Genomic DNA, 17,670 nt, shown 5'->3' with positions numbered 1-17,670 from the left:
CCGATTTCCTCTCATTATAACGGAATCCGCCTGTCCATCCTATCCGGTTCCGAACGCCAAATTACGGAGGAGTCGTGTCCCGGAACAGCTGGAATGCGAAGGACAACATGGCGGGATTGCCGCCGGACGGCTGTCCGGACGCATTACATCTGCCCGCTCTTATCGAACCGTATAATAAGCGATGCTATGGAATTACAAGAAGGTCTAGGGGCTGCCGGCAAAATTGTACGGGAGAGGTTGGATGAATCCAGTGGTCTTGATATTTCTAAACCGGAAAGCCATGGTCAGGCTTTTATAAGTCGGGGACAGCCTCAAAGCGGCCCATACTTTTCCACCTCCTTTCGTTTTTCGATAATTTATCGCATGACAACTCGTCCGCTCCCGAATGGACGAACTATTCAATGCGATGACACAAATTTAAGTCCGGGCAGGGGGAGCCCCCGAACGCCGCCCGGAACGTATTGACCTCCCGACGCGAAAGGATTATGATGAAGGACGAGACAAAAGACAACCGCATACGTTACGCGGGAGCTGAGGGAACTTGGCTGAGAGGGAAGCTAATCCGCTTTCGACCGTCAGACCTGATCTGGATAATTCCAGCGGAGGCAGTTGCTTTGCACCTATAACCGCTGGGACGCGCCTTAAGCGCGTCCCTTGGCGTGTCCGCGCGTTCGGCGCGGAGGTGGAAGGCGCGGGCGGCTTCGGGAAGACCGCCTCGCATAGTCGTCCGTGAATCGTTGGACGCCCTCCGGGATCGGGGGGCGTTTTTTCGTCGTCCGAAGCCGCCGCAGACGGTTTTGCCCGGGTCGCGTTGAGGGAAGTCTCGCATTTTTGCATTTGCCAAGGAGAGGGAGATCGACATGAGAGAGAAAGCAATAGCCTGGAAAGGCAAGGGGATTGCGGCGCTGGCGGCGCTGGCCGTTCTGGCGGGCTGCGGAAGCGGGGGCGGCTCGAACGGAGGGGCGTCCTCCCCGGCGGCGTCGCCGGAAGGTTCGCCGAGCGCATCCGCTTCTGCGTCCGCTCCGGCGTCTTCGGAAGCGCCGAAGTCGCTCGGCGAAGTCAAGGTCGTCCTCGACTGGACGCCGAACACGAACCATACGGGGCTGTACGTTGCGGCGGCCGAGGGCTTCTGGGAGAAGCGCGGGCTGAAGGTCGACATCGTGCAGCCGCCGGAGAGCGGGGCGGACGCCATGGTGGCGAGCGGAGCGGCCGAATTCGGCGTCGGCGCCCAGGAGGGGCTGACGCTGGCCCGCGAGCAGAAGCTGCCGCTCGTCTCGCTGGCGGCGATTATCCAGCATAATACGTCGGGCTTCGCTTCTCCCGCGGAGAAGAACATCAAGGAGCCGAAGGACTTCGAAGGCCATACGTACGGCGGCTGGGGCTCTCCCGCGGAGGAAGCGGTCATCGGCTCGATGATGAAGCAGCAGGGCGCGGACGTGAGCAAAGTGAAATTCGTCAACGCCGGCACCGCCGACTTTTTCACCGCGGTCAAGAAAGACATCGATTTCGAGTGGATTTTCTACGCCTGGACAGGCATCGAAGCCGAGCAGCGGGGCGTCAAGCTGAACATGGTGTATCTGTCGGACTTCGACAAGAAGCTGGATTACTATACGCCGATCCTGGAGACGAACGAGAAGATGATCCAGGACAAGCCGGACGTCGTCCGCGCCTTCGTGGAAGGAGCTTCGGAAGGCTATCGGTACGCGATCGACCACCCGGACGAGGCGGCGGATATTCTGCTCAAGGCGGTTCCGGATTTGAACGCCGATCTCGTCAAAGCCAGCCAGAAGTGGCTCGCTTCGAAGTATCAGGACGATGCGCCGCGCTGGGGCGAGCAGAAGGCGGAAGTATGGTCCGGCTACGGCGAATTTCTGAAGGAGCACGGGCTGCTCAAGGCCGATCTCGACTACAACGCGATGTTTACGAACGAGTTTTTGCCGCAAAATCCGTAATGGTTCCTTTATAATTCTTATCCGTTATCCGGATCGTTCAGGAGGAGTTCAGGATGGCGCAAGCGCTGCTGAGCATTCAAATTTTGCCCAAGCTGAAGCAGGGGGATGACGACATCGTTCCGTACGTCGATCGGGCGATCGAGATCATTAAGGCGTCCGGCGTTCCTTACCGCGTCGGGCCGCTGGAGACGACGATGGAAGGGGACCTCGACCGGCTGCTCGACATCGTCAAGGCCATGAACGCGGCCATGTTCGAGCTGGGCAGCCCGTCCGTGCTGTCGCAAATCAAGCTGTCGGTGGATGCGGCCGGCAACGCCTCGATGGCGCGGCTGCTGCAGAAATACCCCGATGGCAAGTAAGACGGGATGGCGGAGGGCGCTGCTTCCCGCCGGGACGCTCGTTCTGTTCGTCCTCGTCTGGGAAGCGTGCTGCCGGCTGCTCCGGGTGGACCCGTGGATTTTGCCCGCCCCCTCGAGCATTGCCCGGCATATGGCGGAAGACGCCCCCCGGCTGGCCGGCCAGCTCTGGTTTACGCTGCGGCTCGCGCTGAAGGGCGTCGGGCTCGGCGTCGCGTTCGGCGTGGCCGCCGCGCTGCTGTTCCATCTCATCCCGGGCGTTCGGGCGGCGTTGTCTCCAATTATCATCATCACGCAGAACATTCCGCTGATCGCGCTCGGGCCGCTGCTGATCGTCTGGTTCGGGTTCGGCCTCCTGCCCAAGCTCATTTTGCTCGTGCTTGTCTGCTTCTTCCCTGTCGCCTGGTCGATGCTGGCCGGGCTCGGACAGGCGGAGCCGCATCTGCGCGAATATTTGGCGATGATCGGGGCGAGCCGCTGGGAGGTGCTCCGGCGGCTGGAGCTGCCGGCGTCGCTGCCTTCTTTCTTCACCGGCCTGAAGCTGACGGCGACGTACAGCGTCACGGCCGTCATCGTGGCCGAGTGGCTCGGGGCGAGCGAAGGGATCGGCCATTATCTCGTGCTCAAGTCCAAAGGCTACGATACCGAAGGGGTCTTCTCCGCGCTTATTTGCATCGTGGCTCTGGCGCTGGCGTTCTACGGCGCCGCCGCGCTGCTGGAGCGGCTGGCGATTCGCTGGCGCCCGCGCCGCACGGCCCCGCAAGGAGGGAAATCCGCATGAGCGAGCTTGCCGAGCCGAAGCTGGAGCTGCAGGCCGTCTCCAAAAGCTACGTTCGCGACAAGCGCCCTTACCCGGTGCTCGACCGCATCTCGCTGCACGTTCGGGAAGGCGAATTCGTCACGCTGATCGGTCCTTCCGGCAGCGGCAAATCGACGCTGTTCCGGCTGATCGGCGGCGTGGAGCGCCCGGACGAAGGGACCGTCCGGATCGGAGGGCGGGAGACGACCGGCGAGCGGGGGCACATCAGCTATATGCCCCAGCAGGCGTCGCTGTTCCCGTGGATGTCGGTGGCGGCCAACATATCCTCCGCCCTGACGACGGCGGGGGTCGGAGCTGCGGAAGCGGCGCGGCTGGCCTCGCAATGGCTGGAGCGGATCGGCCTCGGCGACGTGGCGAAGGAGTATCCGCACGTCCTGTCGGGCGGAATGCAGCAGCGCGTCTCGTTCCTGCGCGCGCTGCTCATGCCCCGCGACGTCATGTGCCTCGATGAGCCGTTCGCCGCGCTGGACGCGCTGACGCGGGCGGACATGCAGGCGTGGCTGCTCGACCTGTGGGAGGCGGAGCGGCGCTCGGTGCTGTTCGTCACGCACAGCATCGAGGAGGCGCTCACGCTGTCCGACCGTCTCTACGTGCTGTCGCGCGGCCCGGCGCGGGTGCTGCGGGAGATCGCCGTGCCGTTCCCCCGGCCGCGGCGTGCGGACGTCTGGAAGGAGCCGGCGTTCGTCCGGCTGAAGGAAGAAGTGCTGGAGCTGCTTCAGAAAGGGGCGGAAGCGGAACATGCTTTATGACGCGCATCTTCACGCGGACGGCTATCCTGCGGAGAGGAGGGACGAGCTTCTCCGCCAGGCTTTCGACGCCGGCGTGGCGGGCGTCGTCGCCGTCTCGATGGGGGCGGCATCCTGCGAGACGAACCGCCTGCTGGCGCAGCGGCATCCCGGCCGGGTGATGCCGGCGTACGGCCATCACCCGGAGCAGCCCGCCCTGGGCGAAGAGGAGCTGAGCCGTCTCTGCGCTTGGATTCGCGATCGAGCCGGCGAGCCGTTCGCCATCGGCGAGGTGGGGCTCCCGTATTACACGCGCAAGGAAGCCGAGGCGAAGGGGGAGCCATTCGACGAAGCGCCGTACGTCCGGCAGCTTGAGCGCTTCGTCGCGCTGGCCGCGGAGCTCGGGCGGCCGATCGCCCTGCACGCTGTATACGAGGACGCGGACAAGGCGCTGGACCTGCTGGAGCGCTATCGCGTCCGGAAGGCGCACTTCCATTGGTTCAAAGGCGGCGAGTCGGCCGTCCGGCGCATGATCCGAAGCGGCTACTTCGTCTCGCTGACGCCCGACGTGCTGTACGAGCCGGAAATCCGCGAACTGGCGGCCGCCTATCCGCTGGAGCTGCTGATGGCGGAGACGGACGGGCCCTGGCCGTTCGAAGGGCCGTTCGCGGGGAGAACGACGGAGCCGTCCATGGTGGGGGACGTCGTCCGGGAGATCGCCTCGCTGCGCGGCTTGGACGTTCGGGAGGCGGAGCGGACGATCGCGGCGAACACGCGGCGCTTCTATTGGGAATGAGCCGCTAGCCGTGGTAGCTTCCCTGCGGCTCGTTCAGCACCCATTCGAGCAGCAGCATCTGCTCGTCCAGCCGCGCAATATGGGCCCGGACGGCCTCCGTCCCTTCGCCGGGACCGGCGTCGGCCAGTCTGGCTTCCAGCGTTTTTTTCTGCGCGGCCAGCTCGTTGTATTTCCGCTTGATTTGATCGCTCGTTCGCATATCGCCGACCTCTCCTTGCTATTCAAGTCGGGCGTCCGGCGCGGATTCGATCCGCCATCCGGACGCCCGTCGTCTATTGTAGCTCGGAACGCGCATAAAATCACGCCAAAAACGATCCGCCCGAACGCCGGCTCTTCCCGTAAGAGCGGCGTCCCGCCTTCCCTCGGCTCCGATAAATTGTTCCAGCTTCCGAAACTGCCGCGGAGCGGGCGCCTGCGGAATTTGCGAAGAGGAATAAATTCTCTGTTGAAAGGGAACAATTGTTCGTAATAAAATAGGAACAAACGTTCCCTTACGGAGCGAGAATGGAGGCGACAGTCATGTCCATGGAGAAGTGCGTTGGACTGACCATCGACATCATCTACCTGGATCGCAAAGGCCGGTTTACCCAGCGAAGAATTACCGTACATTCCGTGCGCGGGGACCGGGTACGGGCGTACGATCATACGAGGCAAGGGCCGCGGACGTTCCGGACGGAGGGCATTCTGGCGCGGGAGCCGGTGAGCGGGCATGCCTCGTGAACGGACGATTTTCCTCGTCGACGGCCAATCCTTTTACGCCTCGATCGAGAAGGCGGCGCACCCCGAGCTGCGCGACCGGCCGATCACGGTCGGAGATCCGGCGCGCAAGTCGGGGATCATTCTGGCCGCCTGTCCGATCGCGAAGGCGCGCGGGGTGACGACGGCGGAGCGGGTCGGCGAGGCGCTGGCCAAGTGTCCCGATCTCGTCGTCATCCGCCCGAGGATGCAGACGTACATCAGTTACTCGCTGCTTATTACGGAAATTTTCGAATCCATTACGGATCAAGTGGAGCCTTACAGCATCGACGAGCAGTTTCTCGACGTGACGGGCTCGGCGGCCAGCTGCGGTTCGCCGGAGGACATCGCCCTCGAAATCCAGCGGCGCGTGCAGCTCTGCACCGGGGTCTGGTCTCGCGTCGGCATCGGACCGACGAAGATTCTTGCCAAAATGGCAACGGACAACTTCGCGAAGAAGCGGGACAGCGGCATTTTTACGCTTGACTTCGACAATATCGCCTCCGAGCTTTGGCCGCTGCCGGTGCACCAGATGTTTATGGTAGGTTCCCGCATGACCAAGCATTTCATCCGCATGGGGCTTCCGCAGATCGGCGACATCGCGCGTCTGGAGCTGGGGGCGTTCAAGCAGCGGATGCGCCGGGAGATGAAGAAGCAGAGCGACATTCAGGCGGAATATTACTGGCAGACGGCCAGGGGCATCGATCCGAGTCCGGTCGTGGCGGGCATTCGGGGCCAACTGAAGTCGATCAGCCACGGCAAGGCGCTCCGCAGCAGCTTGTACCGCACGCTCGCCGATATTGAGATCGTGCTGCTGGAACTCGTCGTGGAGGTGTGCCGCCGCTGCCGGCGTTACGGCTATATGGGGCGCGTGCTGTCCGTGGCGGCCGCGGAGACGGACGGCGAGCGTTCGTCGTGGTTCAGCCGCCAGACGACGCTGCCGCAGCCAACGTCGCTTACGCACGAGATTGCGGCTGCGGCGCACAAGCTGTTCGTCGACCATTGGAGCGGGCTGCCGCTCAGCAATTTGAGCGTTGCGTTGACCGATTTGACGGATGACAGCGTCTTGCAGCTGACGCTGTTCGAGGACCGGGCCGCGATCTACCGCAGGGAGCGGGCGACCGACAAGATCAAGGACCGTTACGGCAGCGACGCCGTCATCCGGGCCTCTTCCTTGCTGCCGTCCGGCGTGGCCCGGGAGCGAGCGGCGCAGATCGGGGGGCATTACAAGTAATGAGCAAACTGGACGGGAACGAACGATGGAAGTCCAAGATGCTGCTTACCGAGCATCAGGAACAGTACGAGGCGCGCAAGGAAGGGAGGCCGGCCGGACGGCCTACGCCGGACGAACTGACGATGATCCGGGATTACATTTTGCTGCCCCACATGCTGACCATCGTGCACAAGCGAACGGAGGAGATGCGGAACTCCTCCGATCTGATGAAGCGTCCGTTCCTGGCGGCGGCGGAGGCGATCGTAAAGCGCATCAGCCAGGATATGTACAAGATGCGGCGCGAATTGAGCCGCAGAAGGATCCGGATCGTCGGCGACGAGCAGGTCGATCTGGTCGTGTACCACCGCTTCATTTGCCGGGGCTACGAAGACCGGCTGGGCATCGTCCGCGAGGTGATGCGGGCGGAAATCAGCTTGCGTCTGGCGAAATATTTCGGCGAAATCGTCAGGTGGATCGGCCAATACGAGGGTCCCGAGCTACGGCCGGATCGTGACGCGGGTGCCGATGGGAACAAGGGCGGCTAGAGCGACTACGTCCCGGTTGTGCATGCGAACGCAGCCGTGCGACACGATCTTGCCGATGGAGGAAGGATCGTTCGTGCCGTGAATGCCGTAATGGGGCTTGGACAGCCCCATCCAGAAGGCGCCGAACGGGCCTCCCGGATTCGCCTGCTTATTGACGATCGTATATTCGCCGACCGGAGTTTGCGTCACCATTCGGCCGATGCCGACGGGGAACCCTCGCTGCACGACATTGCCGTCGAGCAGATAAAGCTGCCGGTCGGACAGATCGACGATCATTCGGTAATTCGGCATAACCGTCCCTCCCCTGCGGGTGTCACGATCAGCATATGCCGCTCGCATCGGGGAGGCGACGGGATTAATACTTATTGTACGGCGGTTCGCCGTCGACGAACAAAACGGCGGATGACAGTATAACACAATTTATGGTGGGTTGGTTGCGATGGGGGGAATCGGCGTCGCCTCCTTGTCAGAAAGGGAAGTGGAAGCAAGTTGGCTAAGAGTGCCTAAGGCTGGAGAGTGAATCGAGGGGGATTCGTTCTTGGACAAGAAAGAAGACGAAGCATAGGGAGAGTCCCCTTAACCAGGGGATTTATTTCAATGACAATAGGCAAAGAAATTCGCGCCATTGCATGTATGCAATAGGTAATATAGAATAAGAATACAAAGAGGGCCGGTTGCAGCCAGCCCTCCGTACAACAGCCGCTCCAAGAGCGGTCGGCTTTAGATGCTGCGGCAGGAATGACCGCGACCTTGCAGGGTGGGCGGTCATTTCCGTTTATGGAACGAGAGGATCAGCACAACCAGTGTCGCGAATGAAATCATTAGCGTCAGTGTTTGATAGACCTCCACGGCATCACCTCCCTTCCGGGAGATTAGCCGGCCGCCCTTGCAAGCCATTCTGTTGTGACACGATTATATCATATTTGGAGCCTCCCGAATGGGCAGGCTCTTTTATTTTGCCTTCGAAAGGGGTGGTGCCTTTGGACAAAGAGGAATTGCCGGACATTCCGGTCCGTATTTGGTTTGCCGGTTGCGGCGGGGAGCACAAAAAAATCGAGCCCCGTCTCGCGACGAGGCCCTCATGGGAGAGGAGAAACCGGACGAAGAGCTTATGGGGAAACGTAAGTCTTCTCCGCGGTTGTCCCCGGCGTTGTTAGGCGCCGGTACTAACAGTGTGACCCGGCGAAAGGAATTTATACGTCGCCCGGGACAATTTTTTGAGCGAAAAATCGCGTTGCCCGCCGCTTGCGCTTTTGCCGGCGGAAGGAATGTGGTAACATAGCACCGATGGAAGCCGGGGGCGGTCAAGCCTTCGCGGCGTTTATTTGCGCAGGAGATGACAACTTGAGAGTCATATCGGGAGAAGCTAAAGGGCGCCCGCTCAAAGCCGTGCCGGGCCAAACGACCCGTCCGACGACGGACAAGGTCAAAGAAGCGATGTTCAGCATCATCGGCCCGTACTTTGACGGGGAGAACGTATTGGACTTGTTTGCCGGAACTGGAGGTCTCGGCATCGAAGCGCTCAGCCGCGGAGCGGGGCATTGCGTCTTTATCGACGCCAATCCGCGAAGCGTGGACGTCGTAAGGCGCAATCTGGAAGCGACGGGCTTGTCGGACCGTGCGGAAGTGTACCGCAACGACGCGCGGAAAGCGATCAAGCTGCTGGAGCGAAGAGGGGAGCGGTTCGATCTGCTTTTTCTCGATCCTCCTTATGCCATGAAGGATTGCGACGAGCTGCTCGCAGAGATAGCGTCGCGGGGCTTGGTCGAAGCCGGCGCCGTCGCCGTCGTGGAGCATGCGGCCGATAGGGAGTACGGCGAACGGATCGGCGAATACACGCGGAAAAGACATGCTACATACGGGGAAACCGCATTGTCCATTTACCGCTATGGAGGAGAAAGCCGATGAACGCAAAAATAACGAGGCAGGACGGAGAGCACCGCATCGCGGTATACCCGGGAAGTTTCGATCCGGTGACGTTCGGGCATTTGGATATTATCCGCAGAGCCGCGAAGCAATTCGACAAGCTGATCGTCGCGGTGCTCAACAATTTGTCGAAAAATCCGCTGTTTACGGTGGAGGAGCGCGTGGAGCTGCTTCAGGAAGTAACCAAAGATTTGCCGAACGTGGAAATCGACAGCTTCCGGGATTTGCTCGTCCGCTATATGCGTTCGCGGAACGCGCAGGTTAGCGTCCGGGGCATTCGCTCGGTGACGGATTTCGAGTATGAGCTGCAGATGGCTTCGACGAACCGGCAGCTCGACGAAGGGATCGAGACGATCTTCATGATGACGAACCCGAAATATTCTTATTTAAGTTCCAGCATCGTCAAGGAGATCGCCAAATTCAACGGGCAGGTGCAGGACCTTGTCCCGCCGGCGGTCGAAGCCGCGCTTCGCCGCAAATACGGAACGCAGTCCTGAAAACGGGGGCGGACTGAGCGCCCTGAAAATAGAGAACCGTCCGGGAACGGGCTTCCCAGACGGTTCTTTGTCATTATACTAGGGCCGGCGGCGGCCGCCCGGGGGGCGCTTGCGGGGACGGATGAGCGCGGCGAGCAGGGCGAGGAGCAGGAAGACCGCGACGGAAGCGAGCGAGGTCGCGAGCATGTCCGAGAACGCCTGCAAGCCGGAAGGCAAGGACGCGTCCCAGCCCGCGGACTCGGAGCGGCCGTAGCCGAAGACGTTCCAGGCGGGAACGAGCCCGAACAGATGGCCTTCCCGGACGGCGTAGGCGAGCGGAAAGGTGAAGCCGAGCGCCAGGGCGGCGTGCAGAAGCTTAGCTGCGATAAACCTTCCCCACGGAAAGGCGGAGCCGGACCCGAAGGCGGCCCGGGCTTGAAGCAAGCCGCTCCAGCCGGTCCAGGCAAGCACCGCCGCGAGCAAGGAGACGGCTTGCACGGGAGACGAGGCGAACAGGGCGGAACGGCTCGCCTCGAAGGCGCCGAGGTGCAGCTCGTACAGGCCCGGAACGGCCAGCCATGCGTCGGCTTCGGGCCAGGCAAGCTGAAGCATGCGCAGCAGAACCGAGCTCATCATGATGAGCCCGCCCACGGCCATCAGCGTCGTGACGGCATGGCTTACCGCGTCCGCGATTTGCTTGCCGAACGGGCGCCCGTCCTCTTCCCTCGCTTCGCGAACGACCCGGGCGAGGCGAAGAAGGAGCGCGCGCGGCTCGCCGGCCGGGAACGCAGGCGTCGAAGGCGGCGAGGCGGGCCTCGCGACGCGCGCCCACAGGAAGCCGGCGGCGATCGCCGAGAGCCACAGGCCGAGAACGAGCGCCCAGCCGTAGGCGGGGGCTTGCAGGAAGCCGCTGCCGACGACGAGCACGACCATAAACGGATTGGGCATATGGGAGACGAGCAGCAGCGTGTCCATATCGGCCTCGCGGACGAGCCCTTTGTCCCGCAGACGGGCGGCTTCCCGGGCGCCGGCGGGCATGCCGGCCGACCAGCCGAACGCGATGGCCCAGCCCGCCGCGCCGGGCAGCCGGAACCATCTTCGCGTGAAGGGCTCGCACAACGTTCCGATCCCGTGCAGCAGACCCGAAGCCGCGAGCAGCTCCGCCAGCATGAGCGGCGGAAGCAGGCCGGGGAACACGGTTTGCCACCAGACTTGGAGGCCGGCCAGGGAAGCGCGGAACGCTTCGCGGGGCGCCCGGACGATGCCGATAACGAGAAGCAGCGCGCAAGCTCCGGACAAGACGGACAGGACGGCCTGACGTCTCCGGGAACGGGGGCGGGAGGGCGTATCGGGCATCTTCCTCATTCCTTCCGAACGGTTCAATCTGGCCTCGCAGGCAGGCGGCGAGGCGGCGAACAATCCCATTAATATGTACGCTCGCCTGTCCCCCGTTAGACCATCTTGTCCGGAAGGGAGCCTAGACCCGAATGGGCGGAAGCGTGTAGTCCCGCATGGCGAGGCGGGCGCTCGGATCGCGGAACGCAAGCGAATAGACGGCGGACGCGCGGGCGTCCATGGCGAGATACGGCCAGTCGCCGCCTAAGGCGGACTGCACGACGGGAACGGACGCGGCGCCCTTCATCCGGCGCAGCAGCTCCCGGCCGCGGTCCGTGAACCCGAGGACGCGGATGTATTCGATGCCCGAAGCGAGCCGTTCGGCGGACAGGTCGCTCTTGCGATGCCCGAGCAGGATGCGGACGAGCATCCGCTGCAGCTTCGTGCGGGTGTAGCGCTTCGTTTTAAGCGCTTCAAGCAGCGCCTCGACGCGAAAGCCGGACAGCTGCGCAACGCTGCGGCGGAGCCGGAACTCCAGCCCTTCGGACACTTCGGCGAAGTCGGACAGCTCGTCCGGACCGAGCCGGAGAAGCTGATGGAACAGCGGCCCGGCATACGATTCCCAGACGATCGGCGAGCGTCCGGCGCGGGCTTCCCGCTGCAAAATGTCGAGCGTCGAGGCCGGCACGTAAGGAGCGAGGTCGGCGAGATGGCCCGATTCGGCGAGCAGCCGCCGGAGCGCCGTCGCGCTGGCGATCGCGGCGTCGGTAATCGACGTCTGGCCGTATTCGGACCGTTCGCGGCGGATGGAATACGGCGCGATGGAGCTGCCAAGCCGGCGCAGCGCAAGCAAATAATGCAGCCCGAGCGTATGATTGGGCTGATCGAGCCGAAAGCCCGCGTCGGCTTCGGCGCCGATGCTTCGCAGAAAGCGGCGGACGGCTTCCGCGTAAGCGGTCGGATACGGCAGGCCGTCCTTGAGCAGCCGGGCGAGCTCGCGGCGGACCGCCTCCGGCTCGTCGGCGAGCCGGTCCGCGATGCGCACGAGCGTGTCCGCGTCGCCGCTCTCGCTGCCGAAGCAGAGGGCGTCCACGACGCCCGTCGCGTGCAGCACGGCCACGGCGCCGTAAGCGAACCATTGCGCCGGCTGGGAGCTGTAGGCGACCGGAAGCTCCAGCACCAGGTCGCAGCCCGCCCGCAGCGCCATCTCCGCCCGCGCCCACTTGTCGGCGAGCGCCGGCTCGCCCCGCTGCAGGAAATGGCCGCTCATGACCGCGACGACCGCGTCCGATTCCGTTATTTTCCGCGATTGTTGTATATGATAGAGATGACCGTTGTGCAGAGGATTGTATTCGACCACGATGCCTACCGTGCGCATGGGAGACTCCTTTTTTCGCAAAAATGTTCTAAACAACAATATAACACGCGAAGGGGAGGAAGCACGAAACGGCAAGCGGCAAGGCGCCCGTCGTCCACCCGAATGTTGACAAAAGCGCAAAGCGACGGATATAATAATTTTTGTTTGTCTGGAGTGATAACGATGCTGCTCAACGTTCAGGAACTGGCTCTTCGCAAGGAACCGGTTGCGCTTCAAGAGTCTTTCGACGCGGCGCACGCGCTCGCAGACATGCGGGACGTGAAGCCGCTCAGTCCCGTGAAGGCGGAATTGACCGCCGTATACGCCGATCGGACGATCGACGTGACGGGAACGATCGCCTGCAAGCTCCAGCTCCGCTGTTCGCGATGTCTCGACCCGGTCGGGGAGGAGCTGAACATCCCGTTCCGGGAGACGTTCCGGGTGGTCTCGAAGGAGACAAGCGATCTTGACGACAGGGAAGAAGACGACTTCGTGCCGGTTCACGGCGAACGTCTCGAGCTTCGACCTTACGTAGAGGAAGAGTTGTTGCTGCACTTGCCGCTCGCTCCGCTGTGCCGCGAAGATTGCAAGGGGCTCTGTCCGGAATGCGGGGAGAACCGCAACGAGCGCGAATGCGGCTGCAGCAACGAGAAGATCGATCCCCGGCTCGCATCGCTGAAGGATTGGTTCGGCCCGAAGTGACGTTAACCCGACATTGAACGCCAATACAAGGCAGCTTTCGACTCTGATAAGGAGGTGGGAACATGGCAGTCCCTTTCGGTAAAACATCGAAATCCCGCAAAAACAAGCGTCGCACGCACTTCAAGCTGGTTGTCCCGGGCATGGTCAAATGCGATCAATGCGGCGAACTGAAGCTGGCGCACCGCGTGTGCAAAGTGTGCGGCACTTACAAAGCTCGCGAGATCATCAAGCAATAATAAAGATAACGCGTCCCGGCGTGACTGGCGTCCCGGCGCGTTTTTCTTTATCCATATTTGGCACCAGGTATCAATATGAACTTATAAAGGCGGTGACGGTTATGGAACGGCTTCCGAAACGTCAACGTCATCAGGAGCTCAGCCGGCTTATCGAAGAAAATCCGTTTCTGACCGATCGCGAGCTGACACGGCTTCTGAAAGTGAGCATCCAGACGATCCGTCTGGATCGTCTGGAGCTGGCCATTCCCGAACTCAGGGAGCGGCTGAAGATGATGGCGGAGCGCTCTTACGATCCGGTTCGCTCGCTCCCCCTGCACGAGGTCATCGGCGAGATCGTCGACCTGCAGCTCGACAAGAGCGGCATATCGCTGTTCGAAATCCGCGAGGAGCACGTGTTCTCCCGCAGCGGCATCGCCCGCGGGCATCACGTGTTCGCGCAGGCCAACTCGCTGGCGGTGGCCGTCATCAACGACGAGATCGCCTTGACGGCTTCCGCCGACATCCGGTTCATCCGGCCGGCCCGGCTCGGGGAGAAGTGCATCGCGAAGGCTTACGTAAGATCGAGCGGCTCGCAAAAAGGAAAGGCGAAGGTGGAAGTGTTCACGTACGTCGGAGACGAAATGGTGTTCCAAGGCAACTTCGTCGTATACCGTTCCCGCGCGGCGGGCGGCATGGAATCGGAAGGAGGGGATGCTCGTGAGAATCGCGATTGACGCGATGGGCGGCGATCTCGCTCCGCAAGCCCCGGTCGAAGCCGCCATTATGGCGGCGAAGGAATGGCCCGATACGCAGCTTCTGCTGGTAGGCAAGCCGGACGTGCTCCATCCGTTGCTCGGCAGCGACAAGCCGTCCAACATTTCGATCGTGGAGACGGACGAAACGATCGAGGCGGACGACGAGCCGGTGCGGGCGGTTCGCCGCAAGCCGAACGCTTCGATGGTGGTGGCGGGGCGTCTCGTCAAGGAAGGCGAAGCGGACGCGATGATCTCCGCAGGCAACACGGGCGCGCTGATGGCGGTGGGGCTGCTCGTTCTGGGCCGGATGAAAGGCATCGAGCGCCCGGGTCTGGCGCCTATTTTGCCGACGGTGGACAAGACGGGCGTGCTGGCGCTCGATCTCGGAGCCAATATGGACGCCAAGCCCGAGCACTTGCTCCAGTACGCGCTCATGGGCAGCATGTACCGCCAGAAGGTTCACGGGATGGCCAATCCGCGCGTCGGCCTGCTGAACGTCGGCACGGAAGCGGCCAAAGGCAACGAGCTGACCAAGGCGGCGTACGGACTGCTGGAGCAGGCTCCGATCCACTTCATCGGCAACGTGGAAGCGCGAGACGTGCTGGAGCGCAATTGCGACGTGCTTGTCTGCGACGGTTTCGCAGGCAATATTTTGCTCAAGGCGATGGAAGGGGCGGCGGACACGCTCTTCGGCGTGCTCAAGGGCGAACTGACCTCGTCGTGGATTTCGAAGCTGGCGGCCGCCGTGCTGAAGCCGAATTTCCGGCGCGTTCGGCGGATGATGGATTACAAAGAGCATAACGGAGGCCCGCTGCTCGGCGTGAGCGGACTCGTGGTCAAAAGTCACGGTTCCTCCAACGCCGTCGCGACGTGGCACGCCATCCGCCAGACGCGGGTGGCGATCGGCAACGGACTGATCCCGGCATTGGCCGACGAATTCGGCGGAAAGTGAGAGAGGAACGCATGAATGGATTTCCCGTCGGCATTCTGGGAACCGGCAAGTACAGCCCGGAACGCCGTTTGACGAATCAAGAGCTGGAGACGATGGTGGATACGAACGACGAGTGGATCGTCACCCGCACGGGCATTCGGGAACGCCGGATCGCCGCTCCGCACGAAGCGACGTCCGATCTCGCCTACGAGGCTTCCTTGAAGGCGCTCGCCGCCGCGGGCATAACGGCGGATCAACTCGATCTGATCATTGTGGCCACGGTCACGCCGGATATGTTCTGCCCTTCGACGGCTTGCATCGTGCAGGAGAAGCTGGGAGCGAAGAACGCGGCGGCGTTCGATCTGTCGGCGGCCTGCTCCGGCTTTATTTACGGTCTGGCCAACGCGTCGGGCTTCATCGCCACCGGCACTTATCGATACGTACTCGTCGTCGGGGCCGACACGTTGTCCCGGATTACCGATTATACGGACCGCAACACGTGCGTCCTGTTCGGGGACGGCGCGGGCGCCGTCGTGCTCGGCCGGGTGCCGGAAGGGCGGGGCTTCCGGTCGTTCAAGCTGGGGTCCGACGGCTCCGGAGCCGATCTGCTCTGCATCCCCGGAGGCGGGTCCCGTCTGCCGGCGACGGAGACGACGGTGGCCGAAGGCCGGCACTTCCTCAATATGAACGGCCGGGACGTCTTCAAATTCGCCGTCCGCATTATGGGAAGCGCGGCGGAGGAGGCGCTGGCGATGGCCGGACTCAGCAAGGAGGACATCGACCTGCTCATTCCGCACCAGGCCAACATCCGCATTATCCAGTCGGCGCTGGAGCGGTTGAACCTGCCGGAAGACAAGTGCATGATCAATGTCGACCGGTACGGCAACATGTCGGCGGCGTCGATTCCCGTGGCGCTGGCGGAAGCGGACGAGCAGGGGCGCTTGAAGGAAGGCGACCGTCTCGTCATGGTCGGCTTCGGCGGCGGTTTGACCTGGGGAGCATCGGTGCTCGTATGGTAAAAAGCGGGACGGGCCGCCCCCGGCGGCCGCAAGGCCGAAGGAACGAAGCCCGCCCGCATGCAATCAGACGTTGGAGGGATCGTCCCTATGGGCAAAATCGCATTCGTATTTCCCGGCCAGGGAGCCCAGGCCGTCGGGATGGGACAGGACGCCTACGAGCAGTTCCCGGCGTCCCGCGACATCTTCGACCGGGCGGATCGCGCGCTCGGCTTCTCCTTGTCGGGCCTAGCGTTCCGGGGCCCGGACGAACAGCTGCGCCAGACGGCGAACACGCAGCCGGCGTTGCTGACGACAAGCGTCGCGTTGCTTGAAGCGTTCAAGGAGCGCGGCGTGAAGCCCGATTACGTCGCCGGGCACAGCCTCGGCGAATACAGCGCGCTCGTCGCGGCGGGCGTGCTCGCGTTCGACGACGCGGTGCGCCTCGTCCGCGCGCGCGGCCTGTTCATGGAGCAAGCCGTGCCCGGCGGACAAGGCGCGATGGCCGCCACGCTTGGAGCCGAGCGCGAAGCGCTCGAGGCGCTCTGCCGCGACATCTCCGGCACGGTCGGGCTCGTCGAGCTGGCCAACGTGAACTGTCCCGGCCAGATCGTCGTATCCGGGACGGCGGCCGGCGTCGCCGCCGTGTCGGAACGGGGCAAGGAGGCTGGAGCGAAGCGGGTCATTCCGCTCGAAGTGAGCGGCCCGTTCCACTCTTCGCTTATGCAGCCCGCCGCCGACAAGCTGGCGGAAGAACTCGCGAAGGTCGAGTTCCGCGATGCGGCCGTTCCGGTCGTCGTCAACGTGGACGCCCGGCCGGTCAGCTCCGGCGCTGAGCTTCGCGAGCTGCTGGTGAAGCAGGTCGTGTCCCCCGTGCAGTGGGAGGACACGGTGAAGTTCCTGATCGGCGAAGGCGTGGACACCTTCGTGGAGATCGGCTCCGGCACCGTGCTCGCCGGGCTGATCAAGAAGATCGACAAGACCGTCCGGGTCGTGTCGATCAACAGCGCGGCAGCCGTGTCCGAAGCGGCGCTGGCTTAATTATCCGGAAGGAGAGATCGGCCATGTCCCCATTGGATCTGACAGGCAAATCCGCGCTCGTCACCGGCGCCTCCCGAGGCATCGGGCGCGCCATCGCCATCGCCCTGGCGCAAGCCGGAGCCGACGTGGCGATCAACTACGCGGGCAGCGAAGCGGCCGCCGCCGAGACGGCGAAAGCGGTCGAAGCGCTGGGCCGCAAGGCCTTGCTCGTGCAGGCGAACGTCGGCAAAGCCGCCGAATTCGACGCGATGGTGCAGAAGACGTTGGAAACGTTCGGCAAGCTGGATATACTGGTGAATAATGCTGGCATTACAAGAGACAATTTAATCATGCGGATGAAGGAAGAAGAGTTCGACGACGTCATCGAGACGAACCTGAAGGGCGTCTTCAACGGCATCAAGGCGGTCACCCGCCCGATGATGAAGCAGCGCTCCGGGCGGATCGTCAACATCTCCTCGGTCGTCGGCGTGCTCGGCAACGCCGGACAAGCCAACTACGTCGCCGCCAAGGCCGGCGTCATCGGCCTGACCAAGTCCGCCGCCCGCGAGCTCGCTTCGCGCGGCATTACGGTCAACGCGGTCGCGCCCGGCTATATCGAGACCGACATGACCGGCAAGCTCTCGCCGGAAATCCGCGAGGGCATTCTCGGCCAGGTGCCGCTCGGCCGGATGGGCCGGCCGGAGGACGTCGCCAGCGCCGTCGTCTACCTGGTTTCGGACGCGGCGGCCTACATGACCGGCCAAACGCTGCACGTAGATGGCGGCATGTACATGTAAGGCGGGCCCGGCGGAGGGA

22 protein-coding genes and 1 riboswitch are annotated in these 17,670 nt (G+C 63.0%); of the genes, 17 read left to right on the top strand and 5 right to left on the bottom strand.

Going from position 1 to position 17,670, the window contains the following annotated elements; all coding sequences use genetic code 11:
• The first annotated feature begins 514 nt into the window (after window positions 1-514).
• A riboswitch (TPP riboswitch) is annotated at window positions 515-625 on the top strand.
• Between the two features lie 235 nt (window positions 626-860).
• Genes G485_RS0100810 through G485_RS0100790 form a run of 5 tightly spaced genes read left to right on the top strand, consistent with a single transcriptional unit; the run spans window position 861 to window position 4,649 of the window.
• A complete protein-coding gene (locus tag G485_RS0100810) occupies window positions 861-1,952 on the top strand; it encodes an ABC transporter substrate-binding protein (protein ID WP_035154301.1) in 1,092 nt (363 codons plus the stop codon).
• 53 nt (window positions 1,953-2,005) lie between these two features.
• Entirely contained in the window at window positions 2,006-2,311 is a 306-nt protein-coding gene (locus G485_RS0100805) for a thiamine-binding protein (RefSeq protein WP_027090938.1), read from the top strand.
• Window positions 2,301-3,089 carry an ABC transporter permease gene (locus G485_RS0100800; RefSeq protein WP_027090937.1) on the top strand — a complete coding sequence of 263 codons (789 nt, stop codon included), beginning with the start codon at window positions 2,301-2,303 and terminating at the stop codon, window positions 3,087-3,089. Before G485_RS0100805 ends, G485_RS0100800 begins: the two co-directional genes overlap by 11 nt.
• A complete protein-coding gene (locus tag G485_RS0100795) occupies window positions 3,086-3,877 on the top strand; it encodes an ABC transporter ATP-binding protein (RefSeq protein WP_027090936.1) in 792 nt (263 codons plus the stop codon). Before G485_RS0100800 ends, G485_RS0100795 begins: the two co-directional genes overlap by 4 nt.
• Window positions 3,867-4,649, top strand: a complete 783-nt coding sequence (locus G485_RS0100790; protein WP_027090935.1) for a TatD family hydrolase — start codon at window positions 3,867-3,869, stop codon at window positions 4,647-4,649. Before G485_RS0100795 ends, G485_RS0100790 begins: the two co-directional genes overlap by 11 nt.
• A 4-nt stretch (window positions 4,650-4,653) precedes the next feature.
• Here the strand turns inward: G485_RS0100790 and G485_RS0100785 are convergent, their stop codons facing one another.
• Complete coding sequence (locus G485_RS0100785; RefSeq protein ID WP_027090934.1) at window positions 4,654-4,848, bottom strand: hypothetical protein; 195 nt, start codon at window positions 4,846-4,848, stop codon at window positions 4,654-4,656.
• A 320-nt stretch (window positions 4,849-5,168) separates the two neighbouring features.
• Between G485_RS0100785 and G485_RS0100780 the strand changes: the two genes are divergently transcribed.
• From G485_RS0100780 to G485_RS24675, 3 genes are read left to right on the top strand one after another with little or no spacing between them, the layout of a single operon-like run.
• Window positions 5,169-5,369, top strand: a complete 201-nt coding sequence (locus tag G485_RS0100780; protein WP_027090933.1) for a hypothetical protein — start codon at window positions 5,169-5,171, stop codon at window positions 5,367-5,369.
• A complete protein-coding gene (locus tag G485_RS0100775) occupies window positions 5,359-6,618 on the top strand; it encodes a DNA polymerase IV (protein ID WP_027090932.1) in 1,260 nt (419 codons plus the stop codon). Before G485_RS0100780 ends, G485_RS0100775 begins: the two co-directional genes overlap by 11 nt.
• Window positions 6,618-7,142 carry a YhjD family protein gene (locus tag G485_RS24675; protein ID WP_205620097.1) on the top strand — a complete coding sequence of 175 codons (525 nt, stop codon included), beginning with the start codon at window positions 6,618-6,620 and terminating at the stop codon, window positions 7,140-7,142. Before G485_RS0100775 ends, G485_RS24675 begins: the two co-directional genes overlap by 1 nt.
• Here the strand turns inward: G485_RS24675 and G485_RS0100765 are convergent.
• Window positions 7,095-7,433, bottom strand: a complete 339-nt coding sequence (locus G485_RS0100765) for a L,D-transpeptidase (protein WP_027090931.1) — start codon at window positions 7,431-7,433, stop codon at window positions 7,095-7,097. The genes G485_RS24675 and G485_RS0100765 overlap by 48 nt on opposite strands.
• 474 nt (window positions 7,434-7,907) lie before the next feature.
• Window positions 7,908-8,039 (bottom strand): putative holin-like toxin, encoded by a 132-nt coding sequence (locus tag G485_RS31395; protein WP_420805708.1) that lies wholly within the window; start codon window positions 8,037-8,039, stop codon window positions 7,908-7,910.
• 447 nt (window positions 8,040-8,486) lie between these two features.
• Here G485_RS31395 and rsmD point away from each other — a divergent pair, with 447 nt between their 5' ends.
• The gene (rsmD, locus tag G485_RS0100760) at window positions 8,487-9,050 is read left to right on the top strand and encodes a 16S rRNA (guanine(966)-N(2))-methyltransferase RsmD (protein WP_027090930.1); all 564 of its coding nucleotides are present in this window, start codon (window positions 8,487-8,489) and stop codon (window positions 9,048-9,050) included.
• The gene (gene coaD, locus G485_RS0100755; protein WP_051317927.1) at window positions 9,047-9,565 is read left to right on the top strand and encodes a pantetheine-phosphate adenylyltransferase; all 519 of its coding nucleotides are present in this window, start codon (window positions 9,047-9,049) and stop codon (window positions 9,563-9,565) included. Before rsmD ends, coaD begins: the two co-directional genes overlap by 4 nt.
• A 78-nt stretch (window positions 9,566-9,643) precedes the next feature.
• Here coaD and G485_RS24670 read toward each other — a convergent pair whose 3' ends face one another.
• Together G485_RS24670 and G485_RS0100745 are read right to left on the bottom strand one after the other, a co-directional pair.
• Window positions 9,644-10,900, bottom strand: coding sequence for a hypothetical protein (locus tag G485_RS24670; RefSeq protein WP_051317926.1), 1,257 nt, complete (start codon window positions 10,898-10,900; stop codon window positions 9,644-9,646).
• Between the two features lie 121 nt (window positions 10,901-11,021).
• Window positions 11,022-12,257, bottom strand: coding sequence for a nucleotidyltransferase (locus G485_RS0100745; RefSeq protein ID WP_027090928.1), 1,236 nt, complete (start codon window positions 12,255-12,257; stop codon window positions 11,022-11,024).
• Window positions 12,258-12,419: 162 nt separating this feature from the next.
• Here G485_RS0100745 and G485_RS30305 point away from each other — a divergent pair, with 162 nt between their 5' ends.
• From G485_RS30305 to fabG, 7 genes are all read left to right on the top strand, one after another.
• Window positions 12,420-12,938: a YceD family protein gene (locus G485_RS30305; protein ID WP_027090927.1), complete on the top strand. Its 519-nt coding sequence runs from the start codon at window positions 12,420-12,422 to the stop codon at window positions 12,936-12,938.
• A 62-nt stretch (window positions 12,939-13,000) separates the two neighbouring features.
• Window positions 13,001-13,174, top strand: coding sequence for a 50S ribosomal protein L32 (gene rpmF / locus G485_RS0100735; RefSeq protein ID WP_027090926.1), 174 nt, complete (start codon window positions 13,001-13,003; stop codon window positions 13,172-13,174).
• 101 nt (window positions 13,175-13,275) lie between these two features.
• Complete coding sequence (gene fapR, locus G485_RS0100730) at window positions 13,276-13,887, top strand: transcription factor FapR (protein ID WP_027090925.1); 612 nt, start codon at window positions 13,276-13,278, stop codon at window positions 13,885-13,887.
• A complete protein-coding gene (gene plsX, locus G485_RS0100725; RefSeq protein WP_027090924.1) occupies window positions 13,871-14,860 on the top strand; it encodes a phosphate acyltransferase PlsX in 990 nt (329 codons plus the stop codon). Before fapR ends, plsX begins: the two co-directional genes overlap by 17 nt.
• Before the next feature lie 11 nt (window positions 14,861-14,871).
• Window positions 14,872-15,858, top strand: coding sequence for a beta-ketoacyl-ACP synthase III (locus G485_RS0100720; RefSeq protein ID WP_027090923.1), 987 nt, complete (start codon window positions 14,872-14,874; stop codon window positions 15,856-15,858).
• Window positions 15,859-15,945: 87 nt separating this feature from the next.
• Window positions 15,946-16,875: an ACP S-malonyltransferase gene (gene fabD, locus G485_RS0100715; protein WP_027090922.1), complete on the top strand. Its 930-nt coding sequence runs from the start codon at window positions 15,946-15,948 to the stop codon at window positions 16,873-16,875.
• A 23-nt stretch (window positions 16,876-16,898) separates the two neighbouring features.
• Window positions 16,899-17,651 carry a 3-oxoacyl-[acyl-carrier-protein] reductase gene (gene fabG, locus G485_RS0100710; RefSeq protein WP_027090921.1) on the top strand — a complete coding sequence of 251 codons (753 nt, stop codon included), beginning with the start codon at window positions 16,899-16,901 and terminating at the stop codon, window positions 17,649-17,651.
• The last annotated feature ends 19 nt before the right edge of the window (window positions 17,652-17,670 follow it).

Origin of the sequence: Cohnella thermotolerans DSM 17683 (assembly GCF_000429825.1) — a bacterium.
Lineage (GTDB): Bacteria > Bacillota > Bacilli > Paenibacillales > Paenibacillaceae > Cohnella > Cohnella thermotolerans.
Note: the sequence above shows the minus strand (reverse complement) of the source record. Positions and strands in the feature narration are given on the sequence as shown.